Annotated in this window: 20 protein-coding genes; 4 read left to right on the top strand and 16 right to left on the bottom strand. The window is 73.1% G+C overall.

Annotation, left to right across the window (positions count from 1 at the left end):
- Positions 1–27: 27 nt before the first annotated feature.
- The 7 genes from ACIQVZ_RS09030 to mltG (ACIQVZ_RS09000) all read right to left on the bottom strand — a co-directional run bounded on the left by ACIQVZ_RS09030 (position 28) and on the right by mltG (ACIQVZ_RS09000) (position 6,735).
- Complete coding sequence (locus tag ACIQVZ_RS09030; protein WP_402448298.1) at positions 28–831, bottom strand: AAA family ATPase; 804 nt, start codon at positions 829–831, stop codon at positions 28–30.
- A 79-nt stretch (positions 832–910) separates the two neighbouring features.
- Entirely contained in the window at positions 911–1,339 is a 429-nt protein-coding gene (gene aroQ / locus ACIQVZ_RS09025; protein ID WP_402448420.1) for a type II 3-dehydroquinate dehydratase, read from the bottom strand.
- An 8-nt stretch (positions 1,340–1,347) separates the two neighbouring features.
- Positions 1,348–2,457 (bottom strand): 3-dehydroquinate synthase, encoded by a 1,110-nt coding sequence (aroB, locus tag ACIQVZ_RS09020; RefSeq protein ID WP_350877856.1) that lies wholly within the window; start codon positions 2,455–2,457, stop codon positions 1,348–1,350.
- The gene (locus ACIQVZ_RS09015; protein WP_350877857.1) at positions 2,450–2,971 is read right to left on the bottom strand and encodes a shikimate kinase; all 522 of its coding nucleotides are present in this window, start codon (positions 2,969–2,971) and stop codon (positions 2,450–2,452) included. Before ACIQVZ_RS09015 ends, aroB begins: the two co-directional genes overlap by 8 nt.
- On the bottom strand, positions 2,968–4,152 hold the full coding sequence (aroC, locus tag ACIQVZ_RS09010) for a chorismate synthase (RefSeq protein WP_350877858.1): 1,185 nt from the start codon (positions 4,150–4,152) through the stop codon (positions 2,968–2,970). The genes ACIQVZ_RS09015 and aroC overlap by 4 nt, the downstream gene beginning before the upstream one ends.
- Positions 4,153–4,361: 209 nt before the next feature.
- Entirely contained in the window at positions 4,362–5,192 is an 831-nt protein-coding gene (locus ACIQVZ_RS09005) for a shikimate dehydrogenase (RefSeq protein WP_350877859.1), read from the bottom strand.
- 34 nt (positions 5,193–5,226) lie between these two features.
- The gene (gene mltG, locus ACIQVZ_RS09000; protein ID WP_402448295.1) at positions 5,227–6,735 is read right to left on the bottom strand and encodes an endolytic transglycosylase MltG; all 1,509 of its coding nucleotides are present in this window, start codon (positions 6,733–6,735) and stop codon (positions 5,227–5,229) included.
- Here mltG (ACIQVZ_RS09000) and ACIQVZ_RS08995 point away from each other — a divergent pair.
- Positions 6,697–7,212, top strand: coding sequence for a hypothetical protein (locus tag ACIQVZ_RS08995; protein WP_402448292.1), 516 nt, complete (start codon positions 6,697–6,699; stop codon positions 7,210–7,212). The two genes, mltG (ACIQVZ_RS09000) and ACIQVZ_RS08995, sit on opposite strands and share 39 nt — an antisense overlap.
- Before the next feature lie 160 nt (positions 7,213–7,372).
- On the opposite strand, the gene mltG (ACIQVZ_RS08990) is transcribed toward ACIQVZ_RS08995, so the two are convergent.
- From mltG (ACIQVZ_RS08990) to ACIQVZ_RS08970, 5 genes are all read right to left on the bottom strand, one after another.
- Complete coding sequence (mltG, locus tag ACIQVZ_RS08990) at positions 7,373–8,635, bottom strand: endolytic transglycosylase MltG (protein ID WP_402448291.1); 1,263 nt, start codon at positions 8,633–8,635, stop codon at positions 7,373–7,375.
- Positions 8,636–8,729: 94 nt separating this feature from the next.
- The gene (gene ruvX / locus ACIQVZ_RS08985) at positions 8,730–9,200 is read right to left on the bottom strand and encodes a Holliday junction resolvase RuvX (protein WP_244293307.1); all 471 of its coding nucleotides are present in this window, start codon (positions 9,198–9,200) and stop codon (positions 8,730–8,732) included.
- Between the two features lie 17 nt (positions 9,201–9,217).
- Positions 9,218–11,887 carry an alanine--tRNA ligase gene (gene alaS, locus ACIQVZ_RS08980; RefSeq protein WP_402448289.1) on the bottom strand — a complete coding sequence of 890 codons (2,670 nt, stop codon included), beginning with the start codon at positions 11,885–11,887 and terminating at the stop codon, positions 9,218–9,220.
- Positions 11,887–12,330 carry a DUF6167 family protein gene (locus tag ACIQVZ_RS08975; protein ID WP_350877864.1) on the bottom strand — a complete coding sequence of 148 codons (444 nt, stop codon included), beginning with the start codon at positions 12,328–12,330 and terminating at the stop codon, positions 11,887–11,889. The genes alaS and ACIQVZ_RS08975 overlap by 1 nt, the downstream gene beginning before the upstream one ends.
- Before the next feature lie 4 nt (positions 12,331–12,334).
- Positions 12,335–12,814 carry a DUF948 domain-containing protein gene (locus ACIQVZ_RS08970; RefSeq protein ID WP_063346789.1) on the bottom strand — a complete coding sequence of 160 codons (480 nt, stop codon included), beginning with the start codon at positions 12,812–12,814 and terminating at the stop codon, positions 12,335–12,337.
- A gap of 252 nt (positions 12,815–13,066) precedes the next feature.
- On the opposite strand from ACIQVZ_RS08970, the gene ACIQVZ_RS08965 reads away from it, so the two are divergent.
- Positions 13,067–15,304, top strand: a complete 2,238-nt coding sequence (locus ACIQVZ_RS08965) for an ATP-binding protein (protein WP_402448286.1) — start codon at positions 13,067–13,069, stop codon at positions 15,302–15,304.
- A 56-nt stretch (positions 15,305–15,360) separates the two neighbouring features.
- A complete protein-coding gene (locus ACIQVZ_RS08960; RefSeq protein WP_371522589.1) occupies positions 15,361–15,681 on the top strand; it encodes a tetratricopeptide repeat protein in 321 nt (106 codons plus the stop codon).
- 110 nt (positions 15,682–15,791) lie between these two features.
- Here the strand turns inward: ACIQVZ_RS08960 and rpsD are convergent, their stop codons facing one another.
- The 3 genes from rpsD to ppk2 form a co-directional block, all read right to left on the bottom strand.
- On the bottom strand, positions 15,792–16,406 hold the full coding sequence (rpsD, locus tag ACIQVZ_RS08955; RefSeq protein ID WP_063346792.1) for a 30S ribosomal protein S4: 615 nt from the start codon (positions 16,404–16,406) through the stop codon (positions 15,792–15,794).
- Positions 16,407–16,730: 324 nt separating this feature from the next.
- Positions 16,731–18,080 (bottom strand): replication-associated recombination protein A, encoded by a 1,350-nt coding sequence (locus tag ACIQVZ_RS08950; protein WP_350877867.1) that lies wholly within the window; start codon positions 18,078–18,080, stop codon positions 16,731–16,733.
- 59 nt (positions 18,081–18,139) lie between these two features.
- Entirely contained in the window at positions 18,140–18,973 is an 834-nt protein-coding gene (ppk2, locus tag ACIQVZ_RS08945; protein WP_350877868.1) for a polyphosphate kinase 2, read from the bottom strand.
- Positions 18,974–19,182: 209 nt separating this feature from the next.
- Between ppk2 and ACIQVZ_RS08940 the strand changes: the two genes are divergently transcribed.
- Entirely contained in the window at positions 19,183–20,187 is a 1,005-nt protein-coding gene (locus ACIQVZ_RS08940; RefSeq protein ID WP_350877869.1) for a LysR family transcriptional regulator, read from the top strand.
- A 4-nt stretch (positions 20,188–20,191) separates the two neighbouring features.
- On the opposite strand, the gene ACIQVZ_RS08935 is transcribed toward ACIQVZ_RS08940, so the two are convergent.
- Positions 20,192–20,701: a GNAT family N-acetyltransferase gene (locus ACIQVZ_RS08935; RefSeq protein ID WP_402448282.1), complete on the bottom strand. Its 510-nt coding sequence runs from the start codon at positions 20,699–20,701 to the stop codon at positions 20,192–20,194.
- Between the last annotated feature and the right edge of the window lie 14 nt (positions 20,702–20,715).

Raw genomic sequence — 20,715 nt, 5'->3', positions numbered from 1 at the left:
GCACCGACACCACCGGATCGTCGCGGGTCAGCGCACCGGCATGCCCATCAGCCGGGCCAGGATGACGCGGTCCAGCTCGGCGGCGGTGCCGGCCACGTCCAGGTACGAGTTGTCGATGATCGGCAGCCCGGAGTTGTACCAGCCGGCCATCCGGCCGTGGATCCGCGCCACCTCCTCGTCGCCGAGCCGCCGGGTGCCGCCGCGCCGGGCGTTGCGGTGCAGCACGGAGTCCAGGCTGGGCAGCAGCACGACCGGGATCATGCCGGGACCGATGTGCCGCTTCCAGCCGCCGAGGCCGATGGCCGGGCGGTCCGGGAAGACGGCGTCGTCGATGATGCAGGAGATGCCGTTGGCGAGGTAGTTGCGGCAGGCGAAGCCGCAGGTGCGGCGGGCCAGCCGGTACTGCGCCTCGGAGGCGTTGTTCCAGCCGGACTGCGGGTTGGCGAAGCCGGACTGCACCCACTCGCGGACGTCGTCCAGGCTGATGTGCGCGGTCGGGCTGGGCCGGCGCTCGGCCCAGTACCGGGCGACGGTGGTCTTGCCCGCCCCGGCCGGGCCGATCAGCAGGACGGCGATCGGGCTGGTGGGCGCGTGCCGCTGCGGCGGGTGGGCGGGGAGTTGCACGGGCGCGCCGGAGGGCAGCACGAAGTGCCCGGTGGCCCCGGCGGAGGCCGGTGCACTGGGCGCGGGTGCGACCGGAGCGGGCGCGGGAACAGGAGCCGGAGCGGGCGGCACCGGCGGCGGCGCGGCGGCCCCCGACGGCTGCGGCCCCGGCGGAGCGGCGGGACGCGGCGGGACGTGCCCACCCCCGGCGTACTGCGTCACGGTCACCTCCCGACACCTCTCAGCGGGGAGACTACACGGCGGCCCGGCGGCGGGCACAGTCCGCCGCCGGGCCGCTGACCAGGCGTCAGCGCGTGGTGAGTTGCTCGGCCAGGGCGCGCAGGGCCAGCTCGTACGAGCCGAGCCCGAATCCCGCGATCGTGCCGGAGGCCACCGCGGCGATCACCGAGGTGTGCCGGAAGGCCTCCCGGGCGTACGGGTTGGAGATGTGCACCTCGATCAGCGGCGCGGTGCGCTGCGAGGCGGCGTCCCGCATCGCGTACGAGTAGTGCGTGAACGCGCCCGGGTTGATCACCACGGGCACCTTGCCGTCGGCCGCCTCGTGCAGCCACTCCACCATCTGCTGCTCGGAGTTGGTCTCGTGCACCTCGACGTCGAAGCCGAACTCCTTGCCGAGCGCGGTGCAGCGCTCGACCAGCCCGGCGTAGGAGGTGGCGCCGTAGACGTCCGGCTCGCGGCTGCCGAGCCGCCCGAGGTTGGGGCCGTTGAGCACCATGACCCTGGTCACGCCGAGACCTCCGCGTAGGCGGCGACCAGCAGGGACGGGTCGGGGCCCTCCAGGACGGAGGTCTTGCCGAGGCCGTCCAGGACGATGAAGCGGATCAGGTCGCCGCGCGACTTCTTGTCGATCTTCATGGCGTCCAGCAGCTTCGGCCAGGCGTCCGCCTGGTAGCGCAGCGGCAGGCCGACGGAGGCCAGCACGGTGCGGTGCCGGTCGGCCGTCTCGTCGTCCAACCGGCCGGCCAGGCGGCCGAGTTCGGCGGCGAAGACCATGCCGATGGAGATCGCGGCGCCGTGCCGCCACTTGTAGCGCTCGTTGCGCTCGATGGCGTGGCCGAGGGTGTGGCCGTAGTTGAGGATCTCGCGCCGGCCGGACTCCTTGAGGTCCCCGGAGACCACGTCGGCCTTGACCTGGATGGCGCGGCGGATCAGCTCGACGGTGTGCGGGCCGTCCGGGGTCTTGGCGCCCTCCGGGTCGGCCTCGATCAGGTCGAGGATGGCCGGGTCCGCGATGAACCCGCACTTGATGACCTCGGCGAGGCCGGAGACGTAGTCGTGCTTGGGCACGGTCGCCAGGGTGTCGAGGTCGGCCAGCACGCCCACCGGCGGGTGGAAGGCGCCGACCATGTTCTTGCCCTCGGCGATGTTGATGCCGGTCTTGCCGCCGACGGCCGCGTCGACCATGCCGAGCAGCGTGGTGGGCATGGAGATCCAGCGGACGCCGCGCAGCCAGGTGGCGGCGACGAAGCCCGCCAGGTCGGTGGTGGCGCCGCCACCGAGGCCGACGACGACGTCGCTGCGGGTGAAGCCGGTCTGCCCGAGCACCGACCAGCAGTACGCGGCGACCTCGGCGCTCTTGGCGTCCTCGGCGTTGGGCACCTGGAGCGCGATCGCCTCGTAGCCCTCGCCGAGCAGGTCCTCGCGGATGGCGTCGGCGGTGGCGGCCAGCGCCTCGGGGTGGATGATCGCGACCCGCTTGGCCCCTCTCGTCCCCAGACTGGGGGGACTGATCAGCGCCGACAGCTCACCGAGCAGCTGGTGCCCGATCAGCACGTCGTACGGGTCGTGGCCGGCGCTGCCGCCGACGTGAATCCTGACGATGGGGTCAGTCATGGGGGGTCTTCAGCTCCAGTGCTTCCAGTACGGCGTCCGCGACCTGCTCGGGGGTGCGGCCGGCGGTGTCGACGACGGCGGTGGCCACCTCCAGGTAGAGGGGCCGGCGGGCCTCCATCAGCTCGCGCCAGCGGGCCCGCGGGTTGATGGCCAGCAGCGGGCGCGGGGCGTCCAGGCCGACCCGCTTGACCGCGTCCGCCAGCGGGACCTCCAGGAAGACGACCGGCAGCTCGCGCAGCAGGGCGCGGGTGGCCTCGGCCATCACCGCGCCGCCGCCGAGCGCCAGGACGCCGTCGTGCTCCGTGGCGCCCGTGCGCACGGCCCGGACCTCCAGCTCGCGGAAGTGCGGCTCGCCCTCGTCGACGAAGATCTCCGGGATGGGCTTGCCGGCCAGCGCCTCGATGTCGGCGTCGGTGTCCCGGAAGCCGACGCCCAGACGCTCGGCCAGGGCCCGCCCGACGGTGGACTTGCCACTGCCGGGCGGGCCGACCAGCACAACGACCGGAACGGTCATCGGATGATCAGGTTGTCGAGGTAGCCCTGCACGTTGCGGCGGGTCTCGGAGACGTGGTCACCGCCGAACTTCTCGTTCACCGCGTCGGCCAGCACCAGCGCGACCATCGCCTCGGCGACGATCCCGGCGGCCGGCACGGCGCAGACGTCCGAGCGCTGGTGGTGCGCCTTGGCCGGCTCACCGGTGCGCACGTCCAGGGTCTGCAGCGCCCGCGGCACGGTGGCGATCGGCTTCATGGCGGCACGCACCCGCAGCACCTCGCCGGTGGTCAGGCCGCCCTCGGTGCCGCCGGAGCGGCCGGAGGTGCGCTTGACGCCCTCGGGGGTCGGGACGATCTCGTCGTGCGCCTGCGAGCCGGGCACCCGGGCCAGCTCGAAGCCGTCGCCGACCTCGACGCCCTTGATCGCCTGGATGCCCATCAGCGCGGCGGCCAGCCGGGCGTCCAGCCGGCGGTCCCAGTGCACGTGCGAGCCCAGACCCACCGGCACGCCGTACGCGAGCACCTCGACCACGCCGCCGAGGGTGTCGCCGTCCTTGTGGGCCTGGTCGATCTCGGCGACCATCGCCTTCGACGCGTCGGCGTCCAGGCAGCGGACCGGGTCGGCGTCCAGCCGCGCCTCGTCCGAGGGCAGCGGCAGCACCCCGGCCGGGGCCTTGGCGGCGGCCAGCTCGACCACGTGGCTGACGATCTCGATCCCGCAGGTCTCCTTCAGGTACGCGCGGGCGACGGCACCGAGCGCGACCCGGGCGGCCGTCTCACGGGCGCTGGCGCGCTCCAGGATCGGACGGGCCTCGTCGATCGAGTACTTCTGCATGCCGGCCAGGTCGGCGTGGCCGGGCCGGGGGCGGGTGAGCGCCTCGTTGCGGGCCAGACCGGCCAGCACCTCGGGGTCGACCGGGTCGGCCGACATGACCTGCTCCCACTTCGGCCACTCGGTGTTACCGACCATGACCGCCACCGGGCTGCCCATGGTCTCGCCGTGCCGGACGCCGCCGAGGAACGTCACCTCGTCCTGCTCGAACTTCATCCGTGCGCCGCGACCGTAACCGAGCCGGCGGCGCGCCAGCGCGTCGGCCACCACCGCGGTGGTGACCGGTACACCGGCGGGCAGGCCTTCCAGCGTCGCGACGAGTGCGGGGCCGTGCGACTCCCCCGCCGTCAGCCAGCGCAACGTACCCAACGGAGCTCCTTCATCAGCGGACCGGCCTCGGCACCTGCCGGGGCCCGCCCGGGCGTGCCTTTTCCCCTGAATCCTTTCACGTCCCGGCGGCACCCGGAGGCCCAGTCCGCGTGACGGACGGCAACCGGTCAGTCGGCGGGACGGTGGTCGGCACGATTCCGGCCACCCGGCCGGGCGGTGGTCGGCGCGATCCGGCCACCGGCACGGCCTCAGCGCCCGGCGAGGGCCTTCTCGCCCGCCTCGCGCATCGCCGCCAGCGGCCCCGGCGCCCGCCCGGTGAAGGCCTCGCTCTGCAGCACCGCCTGGTGCACCAGCAGGTCCAGCCCGCCCAGGACGGTCGCCCCGCGCGCGGCGCAGGCGGCGGCCAGCGCCGTCGGCCACGGGTGGTACAGCACGTCGAACAGCGCCCCCGGCACGGCGGGCAGCGCCCCGGCGAACGCGTCGGTCGCACCGACCGGCGTGGTCGAGACGGTCAGCGGCCGCGCCAGCGCCTGCGCGCCGAGCTCCCAGTCGGCGGTGCGCACGGCGACGCCCAGCCGCTCGCCCAGCTCGGCCATCTCCCGGGCCCGCTCCGCGCTGCGCACGTAGACGGTCACCTCCCCGGTGCAGACCTGGGCCAGCGCGGCCAGCGCCGAGGAGGCGGTGGCCCCGGCACCCAGCACGGCCGCGGCCGGCACCTCGGTGATGCCCCGCTCGCGCAGCGCGTTCACCAGCCCGGGGACGTCGGTGTTGTCCCCGGTGCGCCGCCCGTCGGCGGTGAACACCACGGTGTTCACCGCGTCCACCGCGCGGGCCGTCGCGCTGACCTCGTCCAGCAGCGGGATGATCGCCCGCTTCAGCGGCATGGTCAGCGACAACCCGGCCCACTCGGCCTCGTCCAGCCCGGCGAGGAAGCCGGGCAGGCCGGCCTCGTCGACCTCGAAGCGGTCGTAGCGCCAGCCGTCCAGCCCGAGCGCCGCGAAGGCGGCCCGGTGCAGGTCCGGCGAGAGCGAGTGGGCGATCGGCGAGCCGAGAACGGCGGCCCGGTGCTTGCTGGTCAACGCTGCTCCTCCGTGAACGGCGGTGCGGTGGCGGCTACTTGGTGGTGCAGTGGAGACCGACCTTGTCGAAGCCCTGACCCGCCGCCCGGCAGTACGCCTCGACGTTGGCCGCGTGCTCCTTGTCCGTCTCGGCGAAGAGGGTCTTGATCGGGGACATCGCGATGAAGTACAGCCACTTGCCGTCCGCCGGGTTGAGCACCGCCTTGAGCGCGTCGTCGCCGGGGTTGGAGATCGGCGTCGGCGGCAGGCCCGGGTTGATGTAGGTGTTGTACTTGTTGGACCCGTCGTTGATGTCCTTCTTGTCCAGCTCCTTGCGGCCCAGCGAGTACTGCAGCGTGGTGTCCATGCCGAGCGTGTGGCGCACGGCATCGCTCGCCAGCCGGTTCTGGATGGTCCTGGCCATCTTGCCGAAGTCCTCGACGTTGTTGCCCTCGCGCTGCAGGATGCTCGCCTCGATGACCACCTCGTACGCGTTCTTGAGGCCGGCCTTGGACGCGTCGGCGTCCAGGGTCGCGTACTTGTCGGTGGCGTTCTTCACCATCTGCTTGAGCAGGTCCTCGGGCTTCATGCCGTCGGCGATGTTGTACCGGGTCGGCCAGAGGAAGCCCTCGACGTTGCCGTTCGCGTACGCCGGCAGGCCGAGACTCCCGACCTGGGCCTTGGCGACACCCGCCGTGGTGCCCTGCGGCAGCTTCAGCTTCCCGTCGATCAGGGTGTAGATGTCGGCGGCGGTCTTGCCCTCCGGGATGACCAGCCCCGCACCGCCGGCCCCGTTGAGCAGTTCGCTCAGCGCGGTGGCGGCCGGCAGCTCCTTCTTCAGCGAGTAGAAGCCCGGCTGGATGGTCTTGCACTTCGGCTCGGCGTCGCAGGCCTTGCTGAAGGCGTCGACGCTCTTGACCACGCCTGCGCTCTTCAGGGCCAGACCGATCTGACCGCCGACCGCACCCGACTTGACCTCGACCTGGACGGGGCTGCCGCCCTCGCCCGTGAAGTCCGGCGGCGGGCCGAAGTGGTCCTGGTAGAAGCCGTAGCCCCACCAGCCGGCCCCGCCCAGGGCGCCGACCAGCACCAGCGCGACCAGCAGGCAGGCCCCGCCGTTGCGGCGGCCGGACTTCTTGCCCTTCTCCTTGCGCTTCTTCTGCGCGTCGCGGGAGGAGTCCTCCTCCCCGAGGAAACCCTCCTGCTCGACGTGGCCGTCCTCGTCGCGGTACTCGGCGTCCTCGTGGTGGCCGTCCTCGTGACGGCCGTCCTCCTGGAAGCCGTCCGGGTGGCCGTCCCACTCGTCGCTCTCGGGCGCGTGCCCGCCGACCGGGTCGGCGCCGGCCTCCAGCGCGGCGGCCTCGGCCTCCCAGTCGATGCCGTCCGGGCCGGGGCCACTGACGGGCGCGACCGGCTCGGGTTCCGGCGCCGCGCGACGCCGCCGCCCGGGCTGCGCGCCCTGCTGCGGGATGCCCGGCTGCTGCTGCGCCCCGGGCTGCTGAAGCTGCTGGGGCTGCTGGGACTGTTGGGGCTGCTGCGGTGCCATCCCCTGCTGCTGCGCCATGCCCGGCTGCTGCTGACCGTCCGGGAACCCCTGCTGCTGATACCCCTGCGGGTACCCCTGCTGCGGCATCTGCGGCATCTGCTGCTGTTGCTGCTGATACCCCTGCTGCGGCATCTGCTGCTGCGGGTAGCCCTGCTGCATCTGCTGCTGGGGCACCTGCTGCTGGGGGTACTGCTGCTGTCCCCCCGGGAACCCCTGCTGCTGATACCCCTGCGGGTACCCCTGCTGCGGCATCTGCTGCATCTGCTGCTGTTGCTGCTGCTGATACCCCTGCTGCTGCACGTCTCCGTACGGCTGCTGGACCGGCTCGCCCTGCTGCTGGGGATACTGCTGGACCGGCTCGCCCTGCTGGGGATACTGCTGCCACTGGCCGTCCTGCTGGCCGGGGACCGGCTGCTGGCCGACGTACCCGGGGTCACCGGGGTGCCACGGCTCAGAGCCCTGGGGGCCGTAGCCCCGACCCAGATCGGTCATTGATCCCCTTAACCGACGAAGACGGCCGGAGGATCGGACCGGCCGTCCGGGACGCGGTCCCGGCTGATTCTCGAACCGGCGTGCTAGCGCAGCGCCTGGGAGGAGACGTTACCGTACCGCACACGTCCCCCCGGCAGGGCGGACGTGCCGTCAGTGTCCGACCTCATCCACCCTCGCTCGGCTCGGGCGCCGGCGCCGCCGGCCCGGAGTCCGGGGCCGACGCACCGGCCGAAGCCGACGGCAGCTCCGAGGCGCTCGGCTTCGCCGACGCCCGGTTGGCGTTGAAATCGGCGACGTTGCGCTGCTGCACGTCGAAGCTGTCGGTGAAGCGGGTGTCCCCCGGTTTCACGGTGACGAAGTAGAGCCAGTCCCCCTGCGCCGGGTCCAGCGCCGCCATGATCGCCTGCCGCCCCGGGTTGGAGATCGGCGTGGGCGGCAGCCCGGGGTGCAGGTAGGTGTTGTACGGGGAGTCCAGCCGGGTGTCGGTGACGGTGGTGTTCAGGGTCGACCGGCCGAGCGCGTAGTTGATCGTGGAGTCGAGCTGCAGTGGCATGCCCTTGGCGAGCCGGTTGTAGATGACCCTCGCCACCTTGCCCATGTCCTCGTTGTTGTCGGCCTCGCCCTGGACCATGCTGGCCACGGTGACCAGCCCGTACAGGCTCTGCCCGAGGTTCTGCGCGACGACGTTCGCGTCGTCCCGGCTGAACTCCTTGCCGGCCCGCTCCACCATCTGTTTCAGCAGGTCGATCGCGGTGGTCCCGTCGGTGACGCTGTACGTCGCGGGGAAGAGGTAGCCCTCGGGGCTGCCCTTGGCGAAGTCCGGCAGGCCCAGTTCGGCGCCCTGCTCCTGGGCGGTGCGCTGGGTGGTGCCCTCCGGCAGGCGCAGCTTGTGGTCGATGGCCACGTAGATCTGGTAGCCGCGCCAGCCCTCGGGGATGGTCAGGCCGTTGGCGTTGGCGGGGTCGATCAGCACGGTCAGCGCGGCCGCGGCCGACATCCGCTGCTTCAGGGTGTAGGTGCCGGGCTGGATCCGCCCGGCGGCCGCGGCGCTGCCCTTGGCCGCCCGGGTGAAGGCGATCGAGCTGGCCACCACCCCGTTGCGGACCAGGGTGGACGCGATCTGGGACAGGCCCGCGCCCTCCGGCACGGAGACCTGGACGCTGCCGGTGCCCTGCCCCGCGAAGTCGGCGGCGGCCGGGGGTGTGCGCTGCCCCTGGAACCAGGTGTACCCGGCGAGGCCCGCCCCGCCGAACACCGCGACCAGGGCGAGCGCGGTCAGCCCGCAGGCCAGTCCGTTACGCCGTCGGTGCGGATCGGGTGCATCGGAGCGCATGCGGGGCGCGCCCGGCGGGCGGCCCTCCGGCTCCAGCACCGGCGCACCCAGGTGCCCGGGCGTGAGCCCCGGGTGGAAGTCCTGGTCGGTCATCGCTCGCGTCCCCTCGGCAGTGCCGAAACGTTCGAAAGGGGTCCGTGCGGACGCGTCCGCACGGACCCCTCGACGGGACGTTAGATCAGGCCGGTCAGCCGACCGCCTCGACGCTCTCACCAGGCGGGTTCCCGCTCACCCGTTCGGACTCAAGGGCGGTCTGCAGGATCACCACCGCGGCGGCCTGGTCGACCACCGAGCGGCCCTTCTTCGCCTTGACGCCCGAGGCGCGCAGCCCGTGGGTGGCGGTGACGGTCGACATCCGCTCGTCGACCAGCCGGACCGGCACCGGGTACAGCCGGTTGGCCAACCGCGTCGCGTAGGCGCGGACCTTCTCCGCCGCCGGGCCCTCCTTGCCGCTCAGCGAGCGGGGCAGCCCGACGATCACCTCCACCGCGTCGTACTCCTCGACGATGGCGGCGATCCTGGCCTGCGACTTCACCCCGGCCGGAACGGTCTCCACGGGCGTGGCGAGCACCCCGTCGGGGTCGCAGGACGCGACCCCGATCCGGGCGTCACCGACGTCGACGGCGATCCGCCGCCCCCGCCGGAAGGGCCGCTCCACCTGAGGCTCCTCGACCATCAGCTGGCGCGCTCCGCGACCAGGCCGCGCACCGCGGCGACGGCCTCGCCGACCGCGGCCGGGTTGGAGCCGCCGCCCTGGGCGACGTCGTCCTTGCCGCCACCGCCGCCGCCGAGGGTCTTGGCGGCGACCCGGACCAGCTCGCCGGCCTTGATACCGCGGGCGCGGGCGTCCTCGTTGGTGGCGATCACGGTCAGCGGGCGGTCGTTCGCCACGGTGAAGGCGGCGACCACGGCCGGGCGCGAGCCGAGGCGGCCGCGCACGTCCAGCACCAGCTTGCGCAGCTCGTCCGCGCCCACGCCGTCGGCGACCTGCGCGGCGACCACCGAGATGCCGTGCACGTCCTCGGCCGAGTCGGCCAGACCCGCCGCGGCGGCCAGCACCTTCTCGGCGCGGAAGCGCTCGATCTCCTTCTCGGCGTCCTTGAGCTTGGCGAGCATGCCCGAGATCTTCTCCGGCAGCTCCTCCGGGCGTCCCTTGACCAGCTCGGTCAGCTGGGAGACCACGGTGTGCTCGCGGGCCAGGAACTTGTACGCGTCGACGCCGACCAGCGCCTCGACGCGGCGCACGCCGGAGCCGATCGAGGACTCGCCGAGCAGCTTGACCAGGCCCAGCTGGGCGGTGTTGCCGACGTGCGTGCCACCGCACAACTCCTTGGAGAAGTCACCGATGGTGACGACCCGGACCTCGTCGCCGTACTTCTCGCCGAACATCGCGATGGCGCCGGCCTTGCGGGCCTGATCCATCGTCATGACCTCGGCGGTGACGTCGAGTTCGCGGCCCAGCACGTCGTTGATCTTCTGCTCGACGTCGACCAGCACGGTGCCCGGGACGGCGGCGGGCGAGCCGAAGTCGAAGCGGAAGCGGCCGGGGGCGTTCTCGGAGCCGGCCTGGGCGGCCGTCGGGCCGAGCGCGTCACGCAGCGCCTGGTGGGTCAGGTGGGTGGCCGAGTGGGCGCGGGCGATCGCCCGGCGGCGCTCGGTGTCGATCGTGGCGTACGCCGAGGCGCCGAGCACGACCTCGCCGAACAGCACCCCACCGGAGTGCACGATGACACCCGGGACGGGCTGCTGCACGTCACGGATCTCCACCACCGCGCCGGACTCCAGCCGGATCCGGCCGTGGTCGGCGAGCTGGCCGCCGCCCTCGGCGTAGAACGGGGTGCGGTCGAGGATGATCTCGACCTCGTCGCCCTCGGAGGCGGCCGGCGCCGGAACGCCGTCCACCAGCAGGCCGACGACGCTGGCCTCGCCCTCGGTGAGGTTGTAGCCGGTGAAGACGCTCGCGCCGGACGTGTCGGCGACCTCGCGGTACGCGGCGACGTCGGCGTGGCCCATCTTCTTGGCCTTGGCGTCCGCCTTGGCCCGGTTGCGCTGCTCCTGCATCAGGCGGCGGAAGCCGGCCTCGTCCACCTGGAGGCCCTGCTCCTCGGCCATCTCCAGGGTGAGGTCGATCGGGAAGCCGTAGGTGTCGTGCAGCTTGAAGGCCTGGTCCCCGGAGAGGACCACGCCGCCGGCCTGCTTGGTCTCGGTGACCGCGGCGTCCAGCAGGCTGGTGCCGGCCTTGAGCGTCTGCAGGAAGGCCGCCTCCTCGCCGACGACGACCGTCTCGATGCGCTTGCGGTCGCTCTCCAGCTCCGGGTACTGCGGAGCCATCGCCTTGATGGCGATGTCGGTGAGGTCCTTGGCCACCACGCCGGTGGCGCCCAGCAGGCGCATGTTGCGGATGGCGCGGCGCAGGATGCGGCGCAGCACGTAGCCGCGGCCCTCGTTGCCGGGGGTGACGCCGTCGCCGATCAGCATCAGCGCGGTGCGGATGTGGTCGGTGACCACGCGCAGCGAGACGTCCGACTTGTGGTCGGCGCCGTAGGTGTGGCCGGTGAGCTCGGCGGCGCGGTCGAGGATCATCCGGCTGGTGTCGATCTCGAAGAGGTTGTCGACGCCCTGGAGGATGGCGGCGAGGCGCTCCAGGCCGAGGCCGGTGTCGATGTTCTTGCTCGGCAGGTCGCCGAGGATCTCGAAGCCGTCCTTGCCGTCGCCGTGGCCGCGCTCGTACTGCATGAAGACCAGGTTCCAGATCTCCAGGTAGCGCTCGCCGTTGACGGCCGGGCCGCCCTCCTCGCCGTACGCGGGGCCGCGGTCGTAGTTGATCTCCGAGCACGGGCCGCAGGGGCCGGGGACGCCCATCGACCAGAAGTTGTCCTTCATGCCGAGGCGCTGGATGCGCTCGGACGGGACGCCGATGACGTCACGCCAGATCAGCTCGGCCTCGTCGTCGTCCTGGTAGACGGTGATCCAGAGCTTCTCCTTCTCCAGGCCGTAGCCACCGTCCGCGACGGAGCTGGTGAGCAGCTCCCACGCGAACTTGATGGCGCCTTCCTTGAAGTAGTCGCCGAAGGAGAAGTTGCCGCACATCTGGAAGAAGGAGCCGTGCCGGGTGGTCTTCCCGACCTCCTCGATGTCCAGGGTGCGCACGCACTTCTGGACGCTGGTGGCGCGCGCGAACTGCGGCTTGACCTCGCCCAGGAAGTAGGGCTTGAACGGCACCATGCCGGCGTTGACCAGCAGCAGGGTGGGGTCGTCGGCGACCAGGGACGCCGACGGAACGACGGTGTGGCCGCGCTCCTCGAAGAAGCGCAGCCAGCGGCGGCGGATCTCAGCCGACTCCATTATTGGTCCTTCCGGTTCGGGGTGCCGCCCCGCTGCGGCAGGGCGCGGCGGGGCGTTTCTTCAATGGCTCGGGTGGTGGTGCGGGCCCCACGGGATACGGGGCGGGGGCCGGACGGGGGCAGGGCGGCGGCCGGGCTGCCGGGCGCCGCCGAGATAGCTCGGTACTGCGGCTCGCCGCGCAGGACCCGGCGGGTGCTCCCGGGTTCGACGACGGCGGTGCCGTGCAGTCCGAGGTCGTCCTTCAGCTGCTCCTCGCGCTCGGCCATGCCGGCCCGCACGTCCTGGGCGAACTGCTTGGCCAGGTCGCCCAGGTGCAGCGCACCGCGCGTGGCGGTGCCGGAGAGGCTGTCCGGGGTGAGCCGGTGCACGGCCTCGTTGGCCTTGTTGATGGCCCACACGGTCGCACCGGCGCCGACCGCCATCCAGAAGACGCGTCGCACCATGCCGTCAGCCCCTCACCGCGCGCCGGACCCGGGAGAGCAGGCCGTTCCTGGGCGCGGTCGCGGCGCGCACCTCGGCCCGGATCAGCCGGGCCAGCTCCTCGCGCTCGCCGCTCTGCGACGGCACGGACGGCTGGCCGCCCTGCTGCTTGGCGACGGCCTTGCGGACGCCGTAACTGAAGGCCGCGACCTTCACCAGCGGGCCGCCCAGGGTGGCGGCGACGGTGGAGGAGAGCGCGTTGGCGTTGGCGGCGGCGTCCTGCACGTTGGCGGTGATCTCGTCCACCCGCTCCAGCTGCTGGTTGGCACTGCGCACGGCGGCGCCCGCGTCGCTCAGCAGCGGGACGGCCTGCTCGGTGACGGCGGAGACGAGGACGGTGGCCTCCTTCAGCACTCGCGAGAGGCGGACCAGCACCACGGCGAGCAGGGTGACCAGGACCGCCCAGAACACGGCGACGAGCAACCCGGCCAGCTCTCCCACGGACACCTTTGCGCGCTCCCTCGCCTTGCTGTTCTCCAAAGGGAACCCTATCGCGCCCACGCCCGGTTTCCGGACCGGGTTGTCGCCGGGCTCCGGGGTCCGCCGTCGCGTCGACACCCGGCCGAACCGGTCGGATGTGCGAACCGCGCGCGTAACCTACCGGCCGGTCACCTCGTTCTGCCAGGCGGGCCGTCGCCCGTACGGCCCGACGAACGTCCGGGCCCCGACGGTCCGGGCCAGGAACACGGGGAGCAGCGCTTGGCCGGCGACTGGAGAGCACAGCCCGGGGAACCCGCGGCGTGGCCGCGCGAGCCGGAGCCCGGCCGGCTGCCGGCCGAGGTGACGGGCTTCGTCGGGCGGCAGCGGGAGCTGGCCGAGCTGGCGGGCCTGCTGGCCGGCGCCCGGCTGGTGACGGTGACCGGGCCGGGCGGGGTGGGCAAGAGCCGGCTGGCCCTGCGCGCCGCCGCCCGGGCGGCCGACGCCTTCCCGGACGGCACCTGGCTGGTCGAGGTGGCCCCGGTGCAGGATCCGCTGCGGCTCGGCCGCGCGGTGCTGGAGGCGCTGCGGCTGGACGACGACGCGGCCCGCCCGCCGCTGGACCTGCTCGCCGAGCGGCTGTCCGGTCGGCGCGCGCTGCTGGTGCTGGACGGCTGCGAGCACCTGGTGCAGGCCTGCGCCGAACTGGCGCACGCGCTGCTGCGGGCGCTGCCCGGCCTCCGGGTGCTGACCACCAGCCGCGCCGCGCTGCGGGCCTCGGGCGAGCACCTGCTCACCCTGGCCCCGCTGCCGGTCGACCCCCGGCCGGGCGGTCCGGGCGGTCCGGGCGGTCCGGGCGGGCTGCCGGACGCGGTGCGGCTGTTCGCCGAGCGGGCCCGGGCGGTGCTGCCCTCCTTCGCGCTGACCGAGGCCAACGCCGAGGCGGTGGGCCTGCTCTGCCGCCGTCTGGACGGCATCCCGCTGGCGGTGGAGCTGGCGGCCGGGCGGCTGCGCGCGCTGTCGGTGGAGCAGATCAGCGCCCGGCTGGACGACCGGTTCCGGCTGCTCACCGGCGGCTCCCGGACGGCCCTGCCGCGGCACCGGACGTTGCGCACCACGATCGGTTGGAGCCATGAGCTCTGCACCGTGCAGGAACGTTTACTCTGGGCCCGCCTGTCGGTCTTCGCCGGCAGTTTCGACCTGGAGGCCGCCGAGTACGTCTGCGCCGGTGACGGCCTGGAGGCCGAGGACGTGCTCGACCTGCTCGACGAACTGGTCGGCAAGTCCGTGGTGCTGCGCGAGGACAGCGCCTTCGGCGTCCGCTTCCGGCTGCTGGACACCCTGCGCGACTACGGCGGCCAGTGGCTGCGGGCCGCCGGCGAGGAGCAGCGGCTGCTGCGCCGCCACCGCGACTGGTACCTGGGCGTGGCCACCTGGGGCGAGGTCGAGTGGTTCGGACCCCGGCAGGCCGAGACCGCCGAGCGCACCGAACTCGCCCATCCCAACCTCCGCGCGGCGCTGGAGTTCTGCCTCGCCGAGCCCGGTGAGGAGCAGATCGCCCTGCTGCTGGCGGGCACGCTGTGGTTCTACTGGGTCGGCTGCGGCCACCTCGGCGAGGGGCGGCACTGGCTGGACCGCGCGCTCGCCCTGGACCGCGAGCCGACCGAGGCCCGCGCCAAGGCCCTCTGGGCGACCGGCCACCTGGCCACCCTGCAAGGCGATCTGGAGGCGGCCCGCCCGGCGCTGGAGGAGTGCCGCCGCCAGGCCCTGGACACCGGCGACGACCGGGCGCTCGCCTACGCCGTCCACCGGCAGGGCAGCGTGGCCCTGATCGGCGACGAGCCGGACCGCGCCGCCGAACTGTTCGAGGAGGCGCTCTGGCACTACCGGACCATCGGCGAGCTCAACAGCACCGTCGTGCTGGCCATGTTCGAGCTGGGCCTCGCGTACCTCTTCCAGGGGGATCCGGAGAGCGGCGAGCTCTGGTTCGGCCAGGCCCGCGAGCTGTGCGAGGAGCACGGCGAGCAGTGGGCGTACGCGTACGTGCTGTACGCGATGGCGTACGCGCACTGGCTGGACGGCGCCGTCCGGGCGGCCCGCGCCCTGGCCCGGGAGGGCCTGCGGCTGAACCACCTGTTCCACGACCTGCTGGGCATCGCGCTGGCGATCGACCTGCTGGCGCTACTGGAGACCGAGCCGGGCGGCCCGGGCGCGCCGGGCGACCTGGGCGAGGCCCGGGTGCTGCAGGGCGCCGCGCACCGGATCTGGGGCGCGGTCGGCCTGCCCTTCCTGGGCTCGCGGTCCTTCTTCGGCCCGCACCGGGAGTGCGCGGAGCGGGCCCGGGCGGGGCTGACCGCGCAGGAGTACGAGCGGTGCTACCAGGCCGGGGCCCGGCTCGACCTGGACGCGGCGGTCTCCCGGGCGCTGGGCGGCAGCGGGTCGGCGGGCGGCCCGGAGCCCGGGGCCGGGCCCTGCTCGGTGCCGTCCGCACCGACGCCCGCGCCGGCCAGGAATAGCTGAAGCTTGCTGATTGCTTGAGGAGGCAAGGAACCACCCGGAAGGAGCACCCCGTGGCCGTGACCACCGCCGCCGACGAGTACCGCCTCGCGACGTTCCACTTCGAGTCCAAGGCCTACGCCGACGCCGCCCGCATGCTGGAGGGCGTGCTGGCCGAGGAGCCGGCCAACCTCTCGGTCCGGCTGCTGCTGGCCCGCAGCTACTACCACTCCGCCCAACTCGGGCGCGCTGAGGCCGAGTTGCTCCGGATCCTGGACACCGACCCGGCCGAGGACTACGCCCGGCTGATGCTCGGCCGCACCCTGGAGCGCCAGGGCCGCGCCGAGGAGGCCCGCCCGCACCTGCGGCTGGCCGCGGCGATGACCGGCGAGAGCCGGTAAATCCCGTCCGACCGGCACCGGGAGCTGCCACCGGAAAAGGGGCGAGCCCCCGCCGCCTCGAAAGGCGACGGGGGCTCGCTGAGGTACCGCGGATGCGGAACCGCCGCGGGTCAGCGCGAGTAGTACTCGACCACCAGCTGCTCGTCACAGATCACCGGGACCTCCTTGCGCTGCGGCGCACGGTCCAGGCGGAAGGCCAGGGCCTTCAGGTTGACCTCGAGGTACTTCGGGGTCTGGCCCTCGCCCGCGTAGCCACCCTCACGGGCGACCTGGAACGGGACCTTCTCCTTGCTGCGCTCGCGGACGGTCACCACGAAGCCCGGCTTCATCTGGTACGACGGCTTGTTGACCTTGCCACCGTTGACCTCGATGTGGCCGTGGACGACCATCTGGCGGGCCTGGTAGATGGTGCGGGCAATGCCCGAACGCAGCACCAGCGAGTCCAGACGGGTCTCCAGCTCGGCGACGAGCGCCTCACCGGTCTTGCCCTCGGCCTTCTTCGCGCGGTCGAACGCGCGCGCCATCTGCTTCTCGCTCAGGTCGTACTGGGCGCGCAGACGCTGCTTCTCGAGCAGACGGACCTTGTAGTCCGAGTTCTGCTTGCGACCACGGCCGTGCTGGCCGGGCGGGTACGGGCGGGCCTCGAAGTACTTGACGGACTTCGGGGTCAGCGGCACGCCGAGCGCACGCGCGATCTTGACCTTGGGACGCTTCTGGTTCGCCATGAACCAAACCTTCCTTGCTTACGAATACGGCTTCACCAGGTGTTGACGGAGGTCGCATCTCGCGACCCGGAGACAACCCATCGCCGAGGCGATGCGGTCAGCCGCTCTCCGGAGCCGGGCACGAAAGTGCTGGTCACACGGAACAGCCCGGAAATCCGGGCCGTCCGCGACACCGAAACGGTGCGCGACGCTCCTGGTGCGGGCCTCCCGGAGGAGGCCTACGGCCGATGCCCCGCTGGTGTGGCCGGTCGGTGGGGTCTCCCCCGCCGCCGTCCCGGGACGTGGCACTCCGACCGATTGTACCGGGTGCTCGACCGCCCCTTCTCACTCGCCCCTGAGCCGGCCCCGCGTCCACTCCACGACGTCCGCGTAGCGGGCCTCGCCGCCGCGCCGGGTCGGCTGGTAGTAGTCCTTGCCGTGCACCGCGTCCGGCGCGTACTGCTGGGCAGCGATGCCCTCCGGCAGGTCGTGCGGGTACTGGTAGCCCTGGCCGTGGCCGAGCTTGCCCGCGCCGCCGTAGTGCGCGTCCCGCAGGTGCGGCGGCACCGCGCCCGCGAGCCCCTGCCGGACGTCCGCCAGCGCCGCGTCGATCGCCAGGTAGGCCGCGTTGGACTTGGGCGCCAGGGCCAGCGCGATCGCCGCCTGGGAGAGGATGATCCGCGCCTCCGGGAAGCCGATCAGGGCCACCGCCTGGGCCGCCGCGACCGCCGTCTGGAGCGCCGTCGGGTCGGCCAGGCCGACGTCCTCGCTGGCCGAGATCATCAGCCGGCGGGCGATGAACCGCGGGTCCTCCCCCGCCTCGATCATCCGGGCCAGGTAGTGCAGGGTGGCGTCCACGTCGCTGCCCCGGATCGACTTGATCAGCGCGCTCGCCACGTCGTAGTGCTGGTCGCCGTCCTTGTCGTAGCGCACGGCCGCCTGGTTGACGGCCGTCTCCGTGGTGGCCAGCGTGATGCTCGCCTCGCCCTTCTCCAGCGCCGCCCCGGCCGCCGCCTCCAGCGTGGTGAGCGCCCGCCGGGCGTCACCGCCGGCGAGGCGCACCAGGTGGTCCTCGGCCTCCGCCGTCAGCTCCAGCGCGCCCCCCAGGCCGCGCTCGTCGGCCGTCGCGCGGCGCAGCAGGGCGCGGACGTCCTCGTCGGTCAGCGACTCCAGGGTGAGCAGCAGCGAGCGGGACAGCAGCGGGGAGATCACCGAGAAGTACGGGTTCTCGGTGGTCGCCGCGATCAGGGTGACCCAGCGGTTCTCCACGGCCGGCAGCAGCGAGTCCTGCTGGGCCTTGGAGAAGCGGTGGATCTCGTCCAGGAACAGCACCGTCTCGCGGCCGGACATGCCGACCGCCCGCCGGGCGCCGTCGATCACCGCCCGGACCTCCTTGACCCCGGCGGTGATCGCGGACAGCTCGACGAAGCGGCCCTCCACGGCCTGGCTGATCACGTGCGCGAGGGTGGTCTTGCCGGTGCCGGGCGGGCCCCAGAGGATCACCGAGCTGGTCGCCGCCGGGCCGCGCGAGCCCGAGACCAGCCGCCGCAGCGGCGACCCGGGCTTCAGCAGCTGCCGCTGCCCGGCCACCTCGTCCAGGGTGCGCGGACGCATCCGTACGGCCAGCGGCGCCCGGCCGGGCTCCCTGCTCTGGCGTTCCTCGGCGGCGGCGGTGAAGAGGTCCGGTTCGTCCACACCGGAAGCCTATGCGAGGCCGCCGACACACCCGCCGGGGCCGCCCGGCATCATCGTGCTCAGGCCCGGTCCGGCCGATCGAGGCGGGCCGCGTGGTCCGGGACGTACTTCTGCAGGTCGCGCGGGGGCCGCTGGTAGCCGCGCGGGGCCGGGCGGGGCGGCAGGTCGATCTGCGGGGCGGTGGTCTCGCGGTACGGCACGGTGGAGAGCAGGTGGGCGATCATGTTGATCCGGGCCCGCCGCTTGTCGTCGCTCTCCACCACGTGCCAGGGCGAGTCCGGGGTGTCGGTGTAGACGAACATCTCGTCCTTGGCCCGCGAGTAGTCCTCCCAACGGGTGATCGACTCGACGTCCATCGGGGAGAGCTTCCAGCGCTTCATCGGATCCTCCAGCCGGTCCCGGAAGCGCCGTTCCTGCTCGGTGTCACTCACCGAGAACCAGTACTTGCGCAGCAGGATGCCCGCCTCGATCAGCATCCGCTCGAAGGTCGGGCACTGGTGCAGGAACTGCCAGTACTGCTCGTCCGTGCAGAAGCCCATGACCCGCTCGACGCCGGCCCGGTTGTACCAGCTGCGGTCGAACAGCACGATCTCCCCGGCGGCCGGCAGCTGCTCGACGTACCGCTGGAAGTACCACTGGGTCTTCTGCCGCTCGGTCGGGGTCGGCAGCGCCGCGACCCGGGCGATGCGCGGGTTCAGGTACTCCGTCACCCGCTTGATCGCGCCGCCCTTGCCGGCGGCGTCGCGCCCCTCGAAGACCACCACCAGCCGGGCGCCCTCGACCCGCACCCACTCCTGGAGCTTCACCAGTTCCTGCTGGAGCCTCAGCAGTTCCCGCTCGTACGGCTTCCTCGCGAGTCGTTCCGGCTTCGCGGTCCGCTGCTCCTCGGCCACCTGGGGTCCTCCGTCCGGCTGCTGCTGATGAGCACTCACCGTAGGCGCTGGAGGCCGCCCCCGCAGGTCGGCGGACGGGCGGGCGGCAGCGGCGGCCCCCTGAACCGCCGCTGCCGCGCTCCCCCGTCCGGTCGGCGCGAACGCCGAACGACCAACCTTGGCCCACACCTGCCGGACGGGTCCAATATCCGGTTCCATAACCTTGGGGCATGGATGTCGACACCCGCCTGCTGCGCAGCTTCGCCGCGGTCTGCGAGGAGGGTCAGCTGACCGCCGCCGCGGCCCGGCTGTTCGTCTCCCAGCCGACGCTCACCAAGCAGATCCGCCAGCTGGAATCGCTGCTCGGGGTCGAGCTGTTCGAGCGCTCGCGGCGCGGCATGGCGCCCACCCGGGCCGGGCGGGCGCTGGCGGACTACGCCGGGGCGATGCTGGCCGGCTGGGAGGACGCGCTGCGGGCCACCCGGGCGGCCGCGGCCGAGCAGGGTTCGGTGCTGCGCGTGGGGTTCGAGGGCGGCATCATCAACCTGATGACCCGCAGCACCGTCGCCGACTTCGCCCGGCGGATGCCCGGCTGGCAGGTGGAGCTGCGGCAGAACAACTGGTTCGACCCGACCTCGGGCCTGGCCACCGGCGAGATCGACCTGACGCTCTGGCACGGCCCGGCGTGGCTGGTCGAGCACTACAACGTCGCCGTGCTCGGCGAGGAGGCGCGGGTCGTGGCGCTGCCGGCCGGGCACCGGCTGGCGGACCGGGCCGGGCTGTCCGTCGAGGACCTGCTGGACGAGCCGTTCGTGGCGATACCGCACGAGGCCGGGCACTGGCGCGAGTACTGGCTGGCGGGCCGGGAGCGGGGCGGGCGTCCGGTGCGGATCGGCGCGGTGGCGCACAACACCGACGAGTGGCTGGCCGCGGTGGTGTGCGGTCAGGGCGTCGGCTTCGCACCGGAGACGATGAGCCGGCTGGCCGTACGGGGTGACGTCGCGTACCGGCCGGTGCGGGGGCTCAGCCCGAGCCTGGTCGGGCTGTACTGGCCGAAGGACCGCGAACTCACGCCGGCGATGGCCGCGTTCGTGCGCAGTTGCCGGGTCACGGTCCCCTTCGGCCGGCTGGGATCGTCGGGTGGGACGGAGCCCCGGGTGGGAACGTCGGGTGGAACGGGGCCTCGGATGGGGACGGGGCCCCGGGTGGGAACGCGGCCGGTGGAACCGACCTGACGGTCTACACCGCCACGAAGGCCTCGGGGTAGCGGCAGAGCCCGCGCGGAGCGCCGTCGTACGCGGGCAGCGGCAGCGCCTGGAAGTAGGCGTCCGGCACCTCGAACGGCCCGCTGACCTCGTGCCGACCGGCCGCGCTGAAGCCGAACCGCCCGTAGTACTCCGGGTCGCCGAGGACGACCACGAGCTTCTCCCCCGCCTCCTCGGCCGCCGACAGCGCGGCCCGGACGACGAGTTCGCCGACGCCCTTGCGCTGCCACTCGGGCGCGACGGCGACCGGCGCGAGCGCGAGGCCCGTGCCGTCCTCGCCGACCCGCAGCCGGGTCAGCAGCGCGTGCCCGATCACCAGCCCGGTCTCGTCGACCGCGACCAGCGACAGCCCGGGCAGCCAGGCCGGATCGCGGCGCAGCGCGTCGACCAGGTCCGCCTCGTCCGGGCCGGGGAACGCGGCCATGTGAACGCGTCTGGTCGCCGGGGCGTCATCCGGACACTCGACCCTTGTGATCACCTGCATGAGTCAACCCTCCT

The sequence above is a fragment of the Kitasatospora sp. NPDC098663 genome (genome assembly GCF_044760075.1).
Lineage (GTDB): Bacteria > Actinomycetota > Actinomycetes > Streptomycetales > Streptomycetaceae > Kitasatospora.
This window is presented reverse-complemented; position numbering and strand designations above follow the sequence as displayed.